General features: G+C 45.7%; 13 protein-coding genes. 4 read left to right on the forward strand and 9 right to left on the reverse strand.

What is annotated here, in order from left to right:
- Window positions 1-28: 28 nt before the first annotated feature.
- Window positions 29-772: a DUF599 domain-containing protein gene (locus tag AYJ58_RS07140; protein WP_063883826.1), complete on the reverse strand. Its 744-nt coding sequence runs from the start codon at window positions 770-772 to the stop codon at window positions 29-31.
- Window positions 773-1,501: 729 nt separating this feature from the next.
- On the opposite strand from AYJ58_RS07140, the gene AYJ58_RS07145 reads away from it, so the two are divergent.
- The 3 genes from AYJ58_RS07145 (at window position 1,502) to AYJ58_RS07155 (ending at window position 5,548) form a co-directional block, all read left to right on the forward strand.
- A complete protein-coding gene (locus AYJ58_RS07145; RefSeq protein WP_157825768.1) occupies window positions 1,502-3,061 on the forward strand; it encodes an OmpA family protein in 1,560 nt (519 codons plus the stop codon).
- A gap of 64 nt (window positions 3,062-3,125) precedes the next feature.
- Complete coding sequence (locus AYJ58_RS07150; RefSeq protein WP_157825769.1) at window positions 3,126-4,694, forward strand: hypothetical protein; 1,569 nt, start codon at window positions 3,126-3,128, stop codon at window positions 4,692-4,694.
- A complete protein-coding gene (locus tag AYJ58_RS07155) occupies window positions 4,694-5,548 on the forward strand; it encodes a hypothetical protein (protein WP_106649563.1) in 855 nt (284 codons plus the stop codon). Before AYJ58_RS07150 ends, AYJ58_RS07155 begins: the two co-directional genes overlap by 1 nt.
- Before the next feature lie 198 nt (window positions 5,549-5,746).
- Here the strand turns inward: AYJ58_RS07155 and putA are convergent, their stop codons facing one another.
- The 4 genes from putA to AYJ58_RS07175 all read right to left on the reverse strand — a co-directional run bounded on the left by putA (window position 5,747) and on the right by AYJ58_RS07175 (window position 11,969).
- Entirely contained in the window at window positions 5,747-8,941 is a 3,195-nt protein-coding gene (putA, locus tag AYJ58_RS07160) for a bifunctional proline dehydrogenase/L-glutamate gamma-semialdehyde dehydrogenase PutA (RefSeq protein ID WP_198555617.1), read from the reverse strand.
- 256 nt (window positions 8,942-9,197) lie between these two features.
- Window positions 9,198-9,746 carry a TIGR04211 family SH3 domain-containing protein gene (locus AYJ58_RS07165; protein WP_063883822.1) on the reverse strand — a complete coding sequence of 183 codons (549 nt, stop codon included), beginning with the start codon at window positions 9,744-9,746 and terminating at the stop codon, window positions 9,198-9,200.
- A gap of 227 nt (window positions 9,747-9,973) precedes the next feature.
- Complete coding sequence (locus AYJ58_RS07170) at window positions 9,974-11,263, reverse strand: inorganic phosphate transporter (RefSeq protein WP_106649566.1); 1,290 nt, start codon at window positions 11,261-11,263, stop codon at window positions 9,974-9,976.
- Between the two features lie 25 nt (window positions 11,264-11,288).
- Window positions 11,289-11,969 carry a TIGR00153 family protein gene (locus AYJ58_RS07175; RefSeq protein WP_105251552.1) on the reverse strand — a complete coding sequence of 227 codons (681 nt, stop codon included), beginning with the start codon at window positions 11,967-11,969 and terminating at the stop codon, window positions 11,289-11,291.
- Window positions 11,970-12,200: 231 nt separating this feature from the next.
- Here AYJ58_RS07175 and AYJ58_RS07180 point away from each other — a divergent pair, with 231 nt between their 5' ends.
- Window positions 12,201-13,694, forward strand: a complete 1,494-nt coding sequence (locus AYJ58_RS07180; protein ID WP_106651765.1) for a CYTH domain-containing protein — start codon at window positions 12,201-12,203, stop codon at window positions 13,692-13,694.
- A 135-nt stretch (window positions 13,695-13,829) separates the two neighbouring features.
- Here the strand turns inward: AYJ58_RS07180 and AYJ58_RS07185 are convergent, their stop codons facing one another.
- The 4 genes from AYJ58_RS07185 to AYJ58_RS07200 all read right to left on the reverse strand — a co-directional run bounded on the left by AYJ58_RS07185 (window position 13,830) and on the right by AYJ58_RS07200 (window position 16,742).
- Window positions 13,830-14,654, reverse strand: coding sequence for an ion transporter (locus AYJ58_RS07185; RefSeq protein WP_106651766.1), 825 nt, complete (start codon window positions 14,652-14,654; stop codon window positions 13,830-13,832).
- Window positions 14,655-14,805: 151 nt separating this feature from the next.
- On the reverse strand, window positions 14,806-15,135 hold the full coding sequence (locus tag AYJ58_RS07190) for a hypothetical protein (protein ID WP_106649567.1): 330 nt from the start codon (window positions 15,133-15,135) through the stop codon (window positions 14,806-14,808).
- 101 nt (window positions 15,136-15,236) lie between these two features.
- Window positions 15,237-15,890: a hypothetical protein gene (locus tag AYJ58_RS07195; RefSeq protein ID WP_106649568.1), complete on the reverse strand. Its 654-nt coding sequence runs from the start codon at window positions 15,888-15,890 to the stop codon at window positions 15,237-15,239.
- A gap of 162 nt (window positions 15,891-16,052) precedes the next feature.
- Window positions 16,053-16,742 carry a PspA/IM30 family protein gene (locus tag AYJ58_RS07200; protein WP_106649569.1) on the reverse strand — a complete coding sequence of 230 codons (690 nt, stop codon included), beginning with the start codon at window positions 16,740-16,742 and terminating at the stop codon, window positions 16,053-16,055.
- Window positions 16,743-16,748: the final 6 nt, after the last annotated feature.

The following is a 16,748-nucleotide window of genomic DNA, read 5'->3' on the forward strand; positions in this document are numbered from 1 at the left end:
ATGACGCCTGCAACCTAAACCGCTAAGGTTATGACTCTATTTTGTGGTTACGAGCCGCTTCCCGGACTTGATTCTCTATTTGCAGATGGCCTTTTGCCGCTGTAATAGCTTGAACCGCGCGGGACTTAAATTCGCGGCGATATAAGGTCGCGACCACAAATAAGCTGGCCGAAATAAACAGTATCGGGTGCACAAACCAGCACAATACCGCCATCGAAAAGTAATAGGCGCGTAAGCCATAGTTATAGGAGTGCGCCGCTTGATCTTGTACCGTCGCCATCTGTCTTGCGTAGGCTTTGAGATTGTCGTTCGAGCCATCGCTGTCTAAAGGACCCGCGCCTATCATCACGTTCACAAAACCGTATTGGCGCATCGACCAAGTAAACTGGAAGAAGGCCATCACAAAAATGCCGACTAACAGCGCGAGTTTGACTTGCACCAACGCATGATTCGGTGGCGTGGCGAAGGGAATGGTGGCAATAACACTTTCTAGTCGTTCAACTTGCGCAAATAAGGTCAGTACCCCCGCAAGCACAAACAGGGTTGTTGAGGCGAAAAAGGCAATATTGCGCTCAAGGTTGGCCAGCAGCGCCGCATCACCCACCCGCACGCCGCGGGTCATCACCTCAAGCATCCAGTAAATTCTATGCTTATGCAGACCACGGGCAATACAGTCGGTATCTTTCGCCTTACGACGAGCAAAGGCGGTATAGCCAGCCCAAGAAACGATAAACCACACCAATGCAGAAATATCTAATAGCGAAAATGTCATAGTTGCCTTGAGAAAGTGACGTTGAGAAAGTAAAAAATCGGTTGATTGAGTGCGATTATGAAGGTTTTTATCTCTTAGGCGCAATCCCCTGGTATCACTTTGAAATCCATCCTATTAACAATTTGAAGCCGCTCACATTGGTTTGAAGCCTCTCGCTGAGTGATACTCAGTTTTGAGGAAAATTCTTGTAAGGTAAGTGAGTGATAAGAGTGTGTTGGGGCACATTGAATACTCACCAAGGTTGTTGTAAACGATGAATAAATGGCTCAGTCCAACCAGTGTAAGCCGAACATGCCAAGGATAGGGTAACTTAATCCGCATGGGTGTTTCACATTAACAGGCGCAGTGGTACGGATTTCATTAGGGGCGCAGCCAGACTGTTAAGTCCGTATATATGGTAGTACAACCGCTTTTAGCGGTAATGAGTCACATCAATAACAATGGTAGGAGTAAAGCAGTTAAACAGAAAACTAAGGCCAAAAAGCCTTCGGTGAGCAGAGTATTGTCTTGGCTCATTGGGAGCGTCCATATATGGCGTTAAATTGTGTTAAATTGAGTAATTTAAATATCTTCGATATAAAGTTGCTCATAAATTTCAGTCTTAATTAATATTTCGTTTACACCAGTATCAACTTTAGATTGACTTTTTAGGGTTAATTCCTTCTAATTCTTACTTAATTTATTGCATCTAAAATTCAATTTTGAATTTTTAAAAGGTTAGGGATGACTATGAAGTCAAATTTGAGATCCATATCGCTTGCCGTTGCTGGTGTATTATCTCTTAGTAGTTGCGCTATTACTCAATCTGTCGAAGACAATAAAGAAACCGTTATTGGCTGTGCAATTGGCACGGGTTTGGGTGTGCTTATTGGTAACTACTTAGGTGGAAAAGAAGGAATGGTGTATGGCGGTGCCGCTGGTGCCGCGATTGGTTGTACCGTTGGTTATGATTTCCAACAAAAGCGTGAAGCATTAGAACAGTTAGCGAAAACAGAAAATCTTGATATTCAATTTACTTCAATCAGCGCTTCGAAAGCATCCAATGAGCAGCAAAGTAGTTTACTGATCAGCTCAACCGAACAAACGATGTCGAAGGAAGATTCAGATAAATACGCTAATTACCAAGTTGTAGGGATGGCTGCAACTGTTTCGAGCAATAGTGAAGTGATGTTTACTTCAGGATCTTCAGAGGCTACGCCAAAAGCTAAGCAAAAGTTTCAAAAACTCGCCGCCATTTATAAAGACTCAAAACAGAATATCCTGATTACAGGGCATACCGATGCCAGTGGTGGAGAGGCCTTAAATCAAGAGCTCAGCGAGGCAAGAGCTCGTTATGTGGCTACCCTATTTAATCAAGCAGGTATTCCTACAGAGCGATTATTCTTCCAAGGTGCGGGTGAATCACAACCTGTTGCCGCTAACAGCGATGATGCTGGCAAGGCAAAAAATCGTCGAGTAGAAATTATTGAGATCGATGGTAAACCTGATCAATTACTGGCTTATTCTTATAAGCAGAAAACTAACATAAGTTATTTGTCTCGCCGCTCACAGGATAAAGTTGCCACAGTCAAACCCACTCAAGTGGTAAAGCAGCCTACAACTCAGTCAAGCAAACCGAGTATATCTACCTCCGACCCCGTTCAAATACAAATGACTCAGTCGGAAATCGTAAAATTGCTTGAGCCAGTTAAGCTGCAAAAAGCCTTAGTCGATTTTGGCGGTAAAAAAATGCTCGACCCATCGACGAATTTCACCCAGTTAGTGGGTGTTAAGAAAGAGAGCGGTTTTGCATTGTTCAGCAAGGCCTATGCATCTGAAGTTTCGAGCTTAAACTGCGCAGTTGAAGGACCTCGGGTTACTGGTGATGTGAAGAGTTTAGCTACGGGTGAGAGTTACAACCGTAATGACTACAACACTGCTGATTACTTACCGGGCATGAACGGTACCGTTTGGGTAAATAAAGTGAATGGTCACTATATTGGCTTAACCCCTGTGGCTGTCATTAAAGACACTGGTACGGCTGTTTCTGCGCCTAAAGTGAATATTTGGAAGAACTACAAAGGTTCAAGTAAAGATGCGCCTAACTATCAGCTCACTAGCCATGTAGAAACTTATTATGGTGATAAAGGCTTGTTATATCGTGTTTTTACAACAGAAAAAGACTCTCCAGTGCGCTGTATGGATGTTGTAATGCCAATTGATCGTTCTGCGACCGCGATTGCTGGCAAGTTGTATTATGAAAAGAATAAAACGGTTTATGAAGCCGATTTTGAACCTAAATTGTTATAAGTAATACGCCTAGGAGTGGGAAATGGATTTTGTGTCTATGTTGTTTAATGAGTATCGCGCGCTAGTGTCGCTGTTACTTTCGTTGATGGTTCTTGTGGTCGTGATTATGGTTTGGTGGGATAAAGTCAGTTTTTGGTGGCTTAATACCTGGTATGCCTTTCCATTAATCGGCAAGGAAAGTCGCTTAGCGAAAGATTATGAAACACAAGTTAAGATCTACGACAAGGACTGGTTAAATACAGAAGTCGCACTTTGTACAGATTTTGCTGCTCATTATGAGAAAGTGAATAAGGATGAAGAGCTTTTCAGTAAAAGCCAAGATTATTTAGGCAAAGTGACTGAAAACGGCCGTAACAACTTACATATTTTTGGTTGGATATTGATTGCAGCTTTAGTTTTTGTAGAGGCTATGGGATTCAGTTATGTACTTTCTGGCTTTACCATCCCTGGTGCATCGGAAAAACTCCAGCAACAAGGTGCCGTGGGTATTGCCTTTATCATTTCGGTTTTACTGGTTGGTTTGACTCACTTTACTGGGCACGAGCTGCATGCGAACTCGCTTATTAAAAAGGCCAAAGTATGGTGGAAAAATGCTAAAAACCGCGATAAGACTACACCAGAGTTAGCGCCTAATACTCGTATTAATTTAGATAAAACCTTTGAAGATGATGATGAACCGCAATATAAGCAAGTCATTAATCGGATTTCTACTAATGCTGAAGTTAAGCCTCGCTATTTCATTACAACAATTACTGCTATTGCGATTTTAGTGATTGCTGTATTGGCAACCTATGTACGTGGTCAAGTACTTGAAAAGATGCATATTGACGAAGTTAATATCCAGCAAAATAGTGGGCTTTATCAAGAGCAAGACCCTTATGCCGAAGCTCCGCCTGCATTCTTAGTGGAAGAGTCTAAAAGTGCCGATGCTAAAACCGATACTGACATATGGGAGCGTGAGCAGAAAGGCGGTTGGGGGACTTTTATATTTCTTGCCTTCCTGTTCATTTTATTGCAAATTTTCGGTATTTTAATCGGTTTTAAAACGGGATTTGCTGGCAAACATTCTAAAGATGCCCGTAAAGAAATTGGTAACTTTAAAAGTGAGCGCGAGTTTAAGACACACTATTCTCGTTTAAAGCAACAAGTCGCGCGCGTGGCCCAGAAACGCTTAACTAACTTGCAGCAAAGAATGAATCAAAAAGCCGAAACTAATTGCCAAGATCCTAAGGTTTTAGAGGTATTGGAGGCATGTGGTGATCGTTCATTCCTGACGTATATGGAAGATTTAGGTAATGCAGAAAGCCGATATGATCAATCTGTACGTTTACGCGAGCATCAAACGTTAGCTAGTCATCAGGCGATGAAGAGTACACCTGTAGTCGCAACGACGAATGCTGTTGAGGCAGTAGAGGCTCCTGAAGCAGTAGAAGCGATGGAAGCAAGATTGAAAGCAGAGCTTGTGGCAGAAGCGAACGCTAAAAAGGCCGCTGAAACCGAAACGCCAGAACAAGCTGAACAGCGTATTCGACAAGAATTGCTTGCTGAAATCGCTCAGCAGAAAAAGCCTGTCGAAACTGAAGAGCAGATGCGCGATCGTTTACGCAAAGAGATGCTTGGAGAGTTAAGTTAATGCCTGAAATGACAAAGCTCGCTAAGTTAGTGCTTACAGGAATGTTTGGCATACTGGCTATGTCTATGTGTCTGCGTACCGTAGCTGCCGAGAGAAATGACATTAAAAGTTGCTACGAATTTGCAAAAATTGACCCACTGACAGCGACGAATGTATCTAGTCGACACTTGTTTGTGGCGATTGATGGAACTTTCTCACCAGATATTAATATTAAGAAGCTAGTTCATGAGAAGGTGCATCTCTTTCTTCAGCCTGGGGATAAGATCACTATCATCAGCTTTAGTGCTTATGTGAAAGATTTTTATACCGATGTCTTGTTTAGCGGTAGATTGGATACTGATATTGCTGACAGAGATGATGTATCGAAGAAAAACCTAATGACCTTTGATAGCTGCATGAATAAACAGGCCCAGTTCGTTAGAAGTAAGATTGATGCCCATATAAAACATGCCTTTAAACCTAATGATGTGGATTTGCCTAAAACTGAAATCCTCAGCAATTTATCGCAGGTTATTGCGCCGCAAGTGGCTGCTGATACCGAAGGACGTCGGGTATTGTTACTGGTGTCTGATATGGTTGAGAATTCAGACGTGACTAGTTTTTACAGTAAAAATACCTTAAAAGTCATCGAGCCTGAGCAAGAAATGCTGAAAATCCAAAACGCAAATATGCTGAGTGACTTTAAGCAGGCAGATATTTATGTATTAGGTGCGGGTTGGGTACCTGCAACGTCAAAAGGATTTAGAGGCGGCCAAGTGATGTTGCCATTAAAACAGTTTTGGCAGCAGTATTTTGAGTCCTCCCATGCTGAACTCAAAGGTTTTGGTCAACCTGTCTTAATGACGGATATGTAATATAAAAGCCAGACTCGGTCTGGCTTTTAGTGTGTGTAATTGTAGAGTTATATTGTTATTTCAAAAAATGGCTTATTTAGTTTATTAAGATGAGGCTATGACTTCACAGCCTCATATTTGATTTTCAGACGAGACAAAGCCGAATAAAAAAAGCCAGACTCAGTCTGGCTTTTGTTCAACTCTCATAGGTAAGAGAGCTTATTCTTCGCTATCACCCAGTGACAACAGGGTCGCATTACCACCGATAGCGGTGATGTTGTTGGTGCGAGTCTTTTCAGTCACAAAACGGGTTAAGTAGTGTGGGCCGCCGGCTTTAGGACCAGTGCCAGATAGACCTTGACCGCCGAAAGGCTGAACGCCAACCACTGCGCCGATTTGGTTACGGTTGATGTACACGTTACCTACGTTCACTTTATCCGCGACTTCAAGGGCATGGCCTTCGTTACGGCTGTGGATACCTAAGGTTAAACCAAAGCCTGTGCTGTTGATCTCGTTGATCACGTGGGCAAGTTCAGATGCCTTGTAGCGGATAATGTGCAGGATTGGGCCAAAGTGTTCTTTCTCAAGCACTTTAATCGAATCGATTTCAACCGCCGTTGGCGTCACAAAGTGACCGTTCTCAGTGCCAGTAGGAAGCGGCATTTGCTTAATAAGCTTACCGACTTGCTTGATGTGGTCGATGTGCGCATCTAAGTTGGCTTTGGCGGTAGCATCAATCACTGGGCCTACGTCGGTTTTCACTGAACTTGGGTTGCCAATCACCAACTCATCCATCGCGCCTTGCAGCACTTCGATCACGCGATCGGCGATGTCTTCTTGCAGGAAGAGCACGCGCAATGCGGAGCAGCGTTGACCTGCGCTAGTGAATGACGATGAAACCACATCATTAACCACTTGCTCAGGTTGTGAGGTTGAGTCCACCACCATGGCATTTTGGCCGCCCGTTTCGGCGATTAATGGAATAATCGCGCCTTCGCGGTTGGCGAGTGTGCGGTTAATCAGTTTTGCTGTGCCAGTTGAACCGGTAAAGCACACGCCACCGATACGTTCATCGGCCGTAATTGCGCTACCCACAGTCGCACCAGTACCCGGTAGGAATTGCAGCACTTCGACAGGAATACCCGCTTGGTGAGCGAGTTGCACCGCACGGTAACCAATAATCGAGGTTTGCTCCGCGGGTTTTGCGATAACTGTGTTACCCGCCGCTAATGCCGCAGAGACTTGACCGAGGAAGATGGCCAATGGGAAGTTCCATGGGCTGATACACACGAACACACCGCGGCCTTGGAGGAACAGTTCGTTCAGCTCTCCCGTTGGGCCAGGAAGCAGTTCAGGCTTCGCCATCATCTTCTTGGCTTGTACTGCGTAGTAACGACAGAAATCAACGGCTTCACGTACTTCGTCGATACCGTCTTGAATGCTCTTGCCCGCTTCACGGGTGCACAGGGCGATCAATTCTTCGCGGTTTTCTTCTAATAAATCGGCTAACTTTTGTAGTGCAGAGGCACGGGTTTCTACTGGCGTACGTGCCCAAGAGGTAAATGCCGCTTCGGCGGATGCTAGTGCTTGTTCTATGGCTGCGTCATCGGCAAAGGCCACTTGACCCACAGTTTGAGTGGTATCGAATGGGCTAACAACTGTTTTGTGTTCGCCAGTTAAAGTTTTACCGTTAACCAGAGGACCCGCTTGCCATTGGGTATTTTTAAATTGTTCTAAAGCTGCGAAAAACGGCTCAGATTCGGAAATGATGTTCATATTGAGTCCCTTGGAATTTTTGCGTTCGCTACCGAAAATATCGGCAGGTAATACGATTTTGTTGTTAGCCAGGGTTTTATAGCCCGTCAGCGTTTTTAGCGGATGCACCACTAATGACTCGATGGGGGTTTTAGGATCGACAAGCTTATGGACGAACGACGTGTTAGCGCCGTTTTCCAGCAGACGACGGACTAAGTAGGGCAGCAGATCCTTATGGGCACCGATAGGCGCATAAATACGTACCGATTTGGCGCCAGCTTCCGACAGAATAGTGTCGTACAGCTCTTGTCCCATGCCGTGTAAGCGTTGGAATTCATGGTGACGATCGCCCGCCATATCGGAAATCGCCGCTACAGTTTGCGCATTGTGGCTAGCAAATTGTGGGTAGATAGCGCCGCGAGTCGCATCCGATAACAAGTAGCGGGCGCAGGCGAGGTAAGAAACGTCAGTACCGGCTTTGCGAGTGTAAAGTGGGTAAGCGGCTTCGCCAGCTTGTTGGGCCCATTTCAGTTCGCTATCCCAATAGGCGCCTTTTACCAGACGTAAGGGGATTTCATCCCCTTGCTCTTTGGCAAGACGCGTTAACCAAACCAGTACGGGCAGGGCACGCTTAGAGTAAGCTTGGACCACAATGCCGAGTAATCCCCAGCCTTTTGCCGCTTCTGAATTAAATAGTTTTTGGAACAGTTTCAGTGACAACTCGAGGCGATCGACTTCTTCAGCATCGATAGAAATACCGATATTTAAGCCGCGAGCCAGTGTAATCAGGCGGATAACTGTGTCGTACAGTTCAGTTAAAACGCGGTCTTCATTGGCCACTTCGTAACGTGGGTGCAATGCCGATAGCTTGATTGAAATCGTTGGGCGCGGTGATTCATTTTCGTTATAGCTTTGAGCACCGAGCTCAGTGATCGCATTGGCGTAATCGGTATAGTATTTCTCAGCATCTTTACGCGTTAACGCCGCTTCGCCCAGCATGTCGTAGGAATGGGTATAGCCTAACTTACGCTTGTCTTCGCTGTTCTTCAGGGCTTCTTTCATGTTGCGGCCCAGCACGAACTGCTTACCCATGATCTTCATCGCGGCCATCATGGCTTGGCGGATCACTGGCTCGCCGAGACGATTAACTAAGCGGCTCAGTAAGTTGCTTGGGGTGCCATCGATTTTTTTATCGAGCTTAACAATTTTACCCGTGAGCATAAGGCCCCAGGTCGATGCGTTAACGAGTACAGAGTCACTCTTACTCATGTGCTCATCCCACTTAGCGCCTGAAAGCTTATCTTCAATCAGTGCATCGGCAGTGGCCGCATCGGGAATACGCAGTAGCGCTTCGGCTAAACACATCAGGATAATGCCTTCCTGTGTTTCTAAGCTGTACTGTTGCAGGAAGGCATCTATGCCAACCATCAAACCTTTTTTATCGAATTGACGAACCTTGTTAACCAGTTCGTGGGCACGACGAGTGACGCGCGCTATGGCTTCATCACTGGAGGGAACTAGTTGGATCAACTCTGACAAGTATTGTTCTTCATCGACAATGTAGTTGTCGCTGATCGCTTTGAACAGTTCGTCGAGATTGGCAGAATCGTAGCGGCCTGCCAGCACTTCACTCGCTTTGAACATAGTTATCGCTTCCATCTTGGCCGTTATTGGGGCGCTATTGTTGAAACAAATTGGGAGGCGCCAAACGCATTTGATATTTTGTATACAATATGAAGGTTTGCGCGCGCCGATTATACAACCAAAATGTGACGGACAACACTATAGCGTGAAAGATTGTGAAGCTTGTTTGATTGGCTTGTTAATAAGTAGATGTAACGCATGATTGACAAAAAGCCAGTGTTTGAAAACACTGGCTTTTGGAAGGTAAATTAAGACTTTTTGTGTGTCAGACTCACATCCAACGTTTTTTACTGCGACGTTGTGGTCTGGGTAAATACACTAAAATAATGCCTAGGATTAAACCTAAACCTGCGATTAATCCACCTTGACGCCAAAGCTCAAAACGCTCGTCTTGGGCGGTGCGATCTACAGCATTCTTCAGTTGATCACGCTCTTGAGTGGTTTTGGCTAGGTTTGTTTCTAACTCGCTTAGCTTAGCCTTCAGTTCGGCAACTTCGTCGGCGTGGTTATCTGTCGAACTTAATACTTCCGCTAGCTTAGCTTTAGCTTGTGTAAGCTCAGTGGTTAACGCTGGCACTTGTTCGCGGAAACTCTGAGTCGAGCTGATTAAGTTAGTTTGTACCCAACCTTCACGGCCTTTATGGTCGATGATTTTAGAGTAATCACCTTGGGTTTCGTTGAGCAGTGTCACAGGTTGACCGGCTTCAATCGAGCCAAGAATTCGAAACTCAGTACCAGGGCCACCTAAAAGATAAAGAAACACGTTATCCGAGATGTAACGGGATTGGCCTTCGGCCAGCAGGTTGGAAGACAGTAACATCATTCCTACCAGAGTCAGGAGTCTAAACACTTTTGTATTCTCATCAACGAAATAGTCTGCACATGCTAGGGATTTGAGGCCTGTAATGCAAGAGGGAAGTCATAGACTTCCCTCAACTTTACTGCATCCATGCTATGACCATTCCCTTTTCACTCAATCTTTCCTATGACCTTCTAGTCCTAGGCGCTAATGCTGCTTAACTTCAGCAACTTATTTAGCGAAACTTCTTAATTAAAGATACCTTTAATCATGTAGAAGAAGATGATTGATAGGCCTGCGCCTGCAGGTAGGGTCACAACCCAAGACACAACGATATTACGCACTACACCGATGTTAATCGCTGCGATACCACGGGCCATACCCACACCTAATACCGCACCCACTAAGGTTTGTGTGGTAGAGATAGGTAAGCCTGTGCCCGATGCGATAACCACTGTCGAAGCCGCTGCTAATTCAGCCGCAAAACCACGACTTGGCGTCAGGTGAGTGATGTTTTTACCGATGGTTTGCATCACGCGCTGACCAAAAATCGCCAGACCCATTACAATACCTACGGCACCTAAAGGTAGAATCCACCAGACTAATGGTGATTTTGATGCAATTTCACCGCCGCTGTTAACGACAGAAACCACCGCTGCTAAAGGACCAATCGCGTTGGCAACGTCGTTTGAGCCATGGGCGAAAGCCATACAACAGGCCGTCAGTACCATTAAGATCGCAAACACTTTTTCAACGTTTTTGAACTGGGTTTGACGGTCGTTTTTATCGCTCATTTGTAAACGTGAAATGGCCACTTTACCAAATAAACCCACCACAACTGCGATAGCGCCCGCTAACAGGTAAGCTTCTGCGCCACTTAAGTGAATACCCACATGGGATAAGCCCTTAAGAATGGTCACTAATGACATGATAAAGCCAGCGAATGCCATATAGAAAGGCACATAACGCTTAGCATTGCTCAATGGGTCGTCAGTGTTGAAAATAAGCTTTTGTACGCTTTGGAATATGATAAAAGCCATAAAGCCTGAGATTGCAGGGGTAATCACCCAAGAACCTACGATACCGCCTACTTTACCCCATTCGACCGATTCAGTACCGACACCGACTGCCGCGAAACCTATGATGGCACCGACGATAGAGTGGGTTGTTGATACTGGCCAACCTAAAGCTGACGCAACCACTAGCCAAATACCTGCCGCTAAAAGCGAACCTATCATGCCGTAAACCAGCAATTCTGGGGTGTTTGTAAAGTAGCTTGAATCAATGATCCCATTACGGATCGTGCTGGTGACTTCGCCACCGGCTAAATATGCGCCCGCAAACTCAAAGATCATCGCGATAATAATCGCTTGTTTGATCGTAATTGCGTTTGAACCTACAGAGGTTCCCATCGCATTGGCAACGTCATTGGCGCCAATACCCCATGCCATGAGAAAACCAAATGCAGCCGCAACGGCAATAAGCCACGGGCCATTGGTGACTAAGACGTTAGCCACCTCAATACCTGCATCAACCATATTGATACCTTGATAACCTTATTTGTTAAACGCGAGCCAGCATAAGCTCAAGACGTGAACCGACGCGTTCGGCAAGATCTGCAAGACCACCGACCCATTCAATCGTTTTGTAGAGGAACATCACATCGACAGGATTCAATTCAGATTCCATGGCGAATAACTGACGGCGTAACTGAATTTGTAGATCGTCAGTATCTTCTTCGATGATATCGAGTTCGTTGATCATTTTTGCCACTAAGTCGACTTCACGACCACGGAAACCTGTTTCTAACAGATCTTCGAGTTCATTAATGACTTGTTTTGCTAGTGCTACCGCATCGATACAGCGTTGTAGATAAGCAATAAAAGGGACTTGCATGACCTGAGGGATTAACAGCTGACGGCCGATAACACGACCAGAAATATCTTTTGCTTTGTTGGCAATCTTGTCTTGTTGAGTTAAAAGTTCCAATAAATCTGTACGTTCTACTGGCATAAACAAACCGCTTGGCAGAGTCAGGCGGATTTCACGCTTCAGTGAATCTGCTTGCTTCTCGGCTAAACTAATTTGCTTACGTAATTGAACTGCACTGTCCCAGTTACCTGTGATAGTGGCTTCGAAAAAGGGGACGAGTAACGATGCGCAATCGTGTACTTTGTCCATGTGCTCTTGAAGAGGCTTAATTGGCGATTTTGCAAACACGCCCAAAATAGAGTTTACTGGCATTGCCGTTTACCTATTTAGATTGTTCCATTATTGGAAAAAGCGGGCGCATGTTAACCTATGCGTCCGCGTATTGAAACTGTGTTTTTTCAGAAAAAACGACAGCTTTATTCTAACGGGTTATATACCAACTGCAAAACCAAATCCTACGGGATTTTTATGACACATTTGTGACATTATGAACTAAAGATGACGCATCAATGAATGTTTGATGACAAAATGAGCGGTAACGCAATGAATGCTGAGATTGAATTAAAACTGTTTTTCCTGCCGATATATCAAGAATCCCTGATAAATAAGTTAGATAGTCTCGACAATGCCGTACCTCAAGGTAAACGTCGTTTGGCGAATGGTTATTTCGACACCCCTGACTTACAACTGCGTCAGTGGGACATGGGTTTGCGGGTGCGCGGTTACGATGCGCACAGGGAGCAGACCATAAAAACCGCAGGACAAGTCGTGGGCGGCATTCATTCGCGGCCCGAATATAATGTGACTATCCAAGCCGATAGCCCAGATTTAAGTCTATTCCCAGCCAGTATTTGGCCCGCCGATGCCGATTTAGCGGCCACTCAAGCCCAGTTGACTTGTATATTTCACACCGATTTTTATCGCCGCGCTTGGCATGTTCAGATTGATAATAGCGTGGTTGAAGTGGCGTTAGACATAGGTGAAATCACCGCCAATGGTCAGCAAGAAGCGCTGTGTGAGCTTGAGTTTGAACTCCTCAGTGGCGATACCGAAGCGCTACTTAAGCTGGCGATGCAAGTGGCGAGCGTGGTGCCTGTGCGGTTAGGTAAAGCCAGTAAAGCACAGCGGGGCTATCGATTGGCGGGCAAGGCTAAGCCGCTCGATTTAAACGCATTGGAATTTCTGCCACTGGCAGAATCACACGATTCTTCACTGGATTTAAGTGCAAACTGCCAAATCCTGCTTGAAACCGCGCTTGAGCGTTGGCAATTATTAGAAAGCATGATTGCAGAGGAAAGCGAACCCGAAGCCTGTGTGGCACTGTGGTGGCGAATGCGTGCCTGTATTCGTTTGCTGCGTATGACCTTAAGTCAGTTCAAGTTATTGAATGTGAAACTCTCTAGTCAATTCATGTCGATTGAAAAACAGCTCGATTTTATCGAGCAAGCACAAGCGCTGACTGCCTTGCTTGGAAGCCAAAGGGGCTTGTTCGCAAAGCTTGGTCAACATGCTCAAGTTAACGCGCGCCTTATGGTGCAACTGACAGAGATGAATCTGAAGGGACGTTTACTCTCCCTGTGGCAACAAACTGAATATGGTCAATTACAGCTGGCGATAGTTGAACTATTGCTTAAGATCAGTGCAGGTGAAGTGGACATCAGCCATCAGCCTAGCTTACGCCAGCATGCCGACCGCGCTCAGCAAGCCTCTTGGGTGGCAATCCTTGATGTCATGCCACTCAATAGTGTCATGACCAGTGCAAATTACCTGCAAGTAGCTGCAGTGCTTGATGAGAGTATCTTAGTCGGTCATGCCTATGGCAGTTTGTATGAGGCGAAATCACGGGATGCATTTCGTGCACCTTGGCAAGATCTGGTGCTCGGGATTAAAACCTTAGCCTGCTACCGCGCGGTGCAGGATGCGAGCCGAGCGTTGGATATTGATTTAAATGAATGGCTGGAAGATAAACAGCAAAGTTTGTTATTTGCCATGGAGTCGACACGCCGTAATGCGATGCAACAACAGGCCTATTGGTAGGGTTATGTTTATAACGTTGAACTGATGCTAAGCCGTTGACTGGCGCAGCACTGTTCCTAACTCGGCCCTATAATGCTAAGGGCTCAATTCATATTGGATTGAGCCCTTTTTATTATTAGCCAATTATTCGCTAAATCAGTTGTTTCTGTTTTCGATAACTTGCTTCAGCTCTGCAATTTTTGCGAGCATTTGCGCTTGGTTCTGTTCCATCTTTTGCTGGTTTTCTTCCATTCTCGCTAAGGCTAATTCGAGTTCTGACTTTATTTCGGCTTTATGGGCCTCTTGGCGCTCCTGTCGCTCAGTTTCATCGGGTGCGACAAATACCGACGCCATATAACCTGAAATCACCCCAAAAAAGCTCACGCCGCTGACAATCACAATACCGCCTATGATATGGCCAGCTGTCGTCACCGGATAATAATCGCCGTAACCGACGGTCGAGATAGTGACTAACGCCCACCAAATCGCTTGTTCTGCGGTTTGGATATTAGCGCCTTCGGTGCCGCTCTCGACGATCAAAATGATCACAGAGGCTAAGGTTAGAATCGTCACCATGGCGACCAGCAAACTGGCTAAGGTCGCTTGTTTACGTTGTTTGATCAGTGGAAGCAGCAGTGAACGACTCATGCGGATCAGGCGGATTACCCGCAGGATTTGGAACAAGCGTGCCATCCGCAGGGCTTCAATTGCCGGAATGCTGGCAATAAAATCAATCCAATGGTGTTTAATGAAAAAGCGTTTATCGCGAGCTCTGAACAACCCAATAAAGAAGTTGATCATGAAAATCATACAAATGCTGGTATCGACGAAAAAGAGTAAGCGGTAAGTTTCGCTATCGAGGCGGCCGAAGGTCATGACGAGCACTATGATCACCGACAGCAAGGATAGCAACATCATCGCCATTTCGAATGGAGAAGGGCTGCCAAGGGTGCGAAGTGACCATGGGGTTTTATCTGTCATGCCAAACATGATCCCTGTTAAGTGCGGCGAATGTCTCAACTAAAGTAAAAGACTTTAGGCTGTGAGTAAATTGTCTAAGCCAATAAAATCGAATTTCGTCAATTAATTGCACAGGCTATATATTCAATAGCCTGTGCAATGTTTGTGGGAGTTATTTCTTATCTACAAAGTGAACTAAATCGTCGAGGACTCGGCGTTTAATTTCTAGCTGCGAATCGGCGCTTAAACCATATTTTTCTGCCAGTTGTACATAGTCATCGGCATTGAGTGACACAGTAAGACGTGGACGCGTTGGTCGTTTCGACACGCTTAGGCCCAAAATCGTGCGAATTTGATCCGAAGGGCTCACTCCTGCATCTAACGCGGCTTTACGAATTGAGTATTGAAATTTTTCATCGAGATCAAAGGCGACTTGCGTTGCTTTCGCGGCTTGTTGGTTCTTTAACCATTGCTCGGGGAGAGGGTGTTTGGTCTTACTCATGGCGTATTACCTATTGCTATCAACCGTTTCTAGCGCTTATCTGTGAGATTGTATTGGGATTATCGATAAAGTGCGAGCGCGCACTTTATCTTATTTTTGGCTTATTTCGCTGGCCAGTATTCCCGAATATCCGTCAGTGGGCGATATAAGGTCAAGACAACATCTGTATCGCCACCTTCGTAGACTTCCACTTCGACGGCGCGGCTTTCATCGTCATCGAGCAGTAAATAGTACTCGAAGGGCTCACCCGTGGCGCCATTGGCGTCTTGTGGTGGCCTTTGGCCGCGGTAGTCCTGACGATGGAAATAGCCAAAAGCGGCAAACGTCACTTGGTGATATTGCTTTCCAAGCCATTGTTGCAGTTTTTCCGTTAAGTCGGCTGGTAATTCTTTCGTGGTTAACTCGGCATGACCCGGTTCATCGAACAGGGCGCTGAACTGCTCAAGATCGAATAATTGTTCCACTTGGGCGCGGGAAATTTTAATCGAGAAGGCGAGATAGGTTTCGTCGTCTTCTTCGATGCTTAAAAAGAGTGTGTCGCTACCATGGCCTTTAAGTAACCATTCGGCTTGCTGATTACGTTCAGACTCATAAGTATGTACGGCTTCTACCCTCAATTGTTGACCACGAAGTTGTGGCGGCAGGGCAAAGCTGTCATCAATTGAGATCATGTCGCCCACATTGAGCTGGGATGGGTGATTGAGCTCGCGCTGTGGCGCTGCTTTCTTACCAAAAATACTATTGAAAAACCCCATAGTGACTCCTGCTGACTATGCTCGCGTGCGGCTTCAAATCGATTGGCTGCGGATCGTAACGGGCAATAGTGGTCAATTATTTTATGCGGATGAAACAAAAAAATGCCGAGGTCAGTAGGGGGTGATGATCCCACTGAGACTCGGCATTCGGTCAATCATTGCTTAGCTTTTACGTGCTTTGATTCGGTCTAGCACTGCATTTGCATTCGACTTTTGCTCACCAATACCGGCTTCGGCTAGCTTAGATTGCAGTGACTTGTCACTGTTTTCATCGGCTAAGGTTTCTGCCGCTTTCAGGCGGTCGTCAAACTGTTGCTGACGTGCCTTGATGCGCTCAAGTGAATCTTTAGCGTTCAGCAGCTTAGAGTTGCTAGACGCGAACGAGTCAGTAATGGTTGCCGTGGCTTTTTGCACGCTTTCAGTGGTTTTAACCATGCTCAGCTGACGTTGATAATCAGACAGTTGACGCTCGGTTTTCTTCACTAAGTCTTTCAAACGTGCTGCATGGGCGCTAAAGCTATCGTTGGCAGTTTGCTGCTCAGCAAGCTCTTGATCGAGCTGGGCAATTTTTTCAGCGACTTCAATTGCTAGGGCTTCATTACCTTTGTCCAATGCTTGAGTCGCATACCCTTCGTGCTCGGCAATCGAGCGTTTCAGGCGGTCGATTTCACGGCTGGCTTGCATTTCTTTCGCCATGACATCGGTCAGTTCACGCTTAGCGTTGGTTAAATGTTTTTCGGCGTCGCGAATTTCCTGTTCGAAAATACGCGTTGAGTTTGCGTCAACGATGCTTTGGCCAACTTCGGTGGCACCACCGCGAAACGCTGTTAAAATTTTATTCAGAATGCCCATTTTGTG

Source organism: Shewanella sp. Pdp11 (genome assembly GCF_002838165.1).
Classification (GTDB): Bacteria; Pseudomonadota; Gammaproteobacteria; order Enterobacterales; family Shewanellaceae; genus Shewanella; species Shewanella hafniensis.

Excerpts from the sequence above, each read along its gene's own strand:
- AYJ58_RS07140 (WP_063883826.1), bottom strand. The coding sequence starts at position 772 with ATGACATTTTCGCTATTAGATATTTCTGCATTGGTGTGGTTTATCGTT.
- AYJ58_RS07145 (WP_157825768.1), top strand. The coding sequence starts at position 1,502 with ATGAAGTCAAATTTGAGATCCATATCGCTTGCCGTTGCTGGTGTATTA.
- AYJ58_RS07155 (WP_106649563.1), top strand. The coding sequence starts at position 4,694 with ATGCCTGAAATGACAAAGCTCGCTAAGTTAGTGCTTACAGGAATGTTT.
- putA (WP_198555617.1), bottom strand. The coding sequence starts at position 8,941 with ATGGAAGCGATAACTATGTTCAAAGCGAGTGAAGTGCTGGCAGGCCGC.
- AYJ58_RS07165 (WP_063883822.1), bottom strand. The coding sequence starts at position 9,746 with ATGTTACTGTCTTCCAACCTGCTGGCCGAAGGCCAATCCCGTTACATC.
- AYJ58_RS07170 (WP_106649566.1), bottom strand. The coding sequence starts at position 11,263 with ATGGTTGATGCAGGTATTGAGGTGGCTAACGTCTTAGTCACCAATGGC.
- AYJ58_RS07175 (WP_105251552.1), bottom strand. The coding sequence starts at position 11,969 with ATGCCAGTAAACTCTATTTTGGGCGTGTTTGCAAAATCGCCAATTAAG.
- AYJ58_RS07180 (WP_106651765.1), top strand. The coding sequence starts at position 12,201 with ATGAATGCTGAGATTGAATTAAAACTGTTTTTCCTGCCGATATATCAA.
- AYJ58_RS07185 (WP_106651766.1), bottom strand. The coding sequence starts at position 14,654 with ATGACAGATAAAACCCCATGGTCACTTCGCACCCTTGGCAGCCCTTCT.
- AYJ58_RS07190 (WP_106649567.1), bottom strand. The coding sequence starts at position 15,135 with ATGAGTAAGACCAAACACCCTCTCCCCGAGCAATGGTTAAAGAACCAA.
- AYJ58_RS07195 (WP_106649568.1), bottom strand. The coding sequence starts at position 15,890 with ATGGGGTTTTTCAATAGTATTTTTGGTAAGAAAGCAGCGCCACAGCGC.
- AYJ58_RS07200 (WP_106649569.1), bottom strand. The coding sequence starts at position 16,742 with ATGGGCATTCTGAATAAAATTTTAACAGCGTTTCGCGGTGGTGCCACC.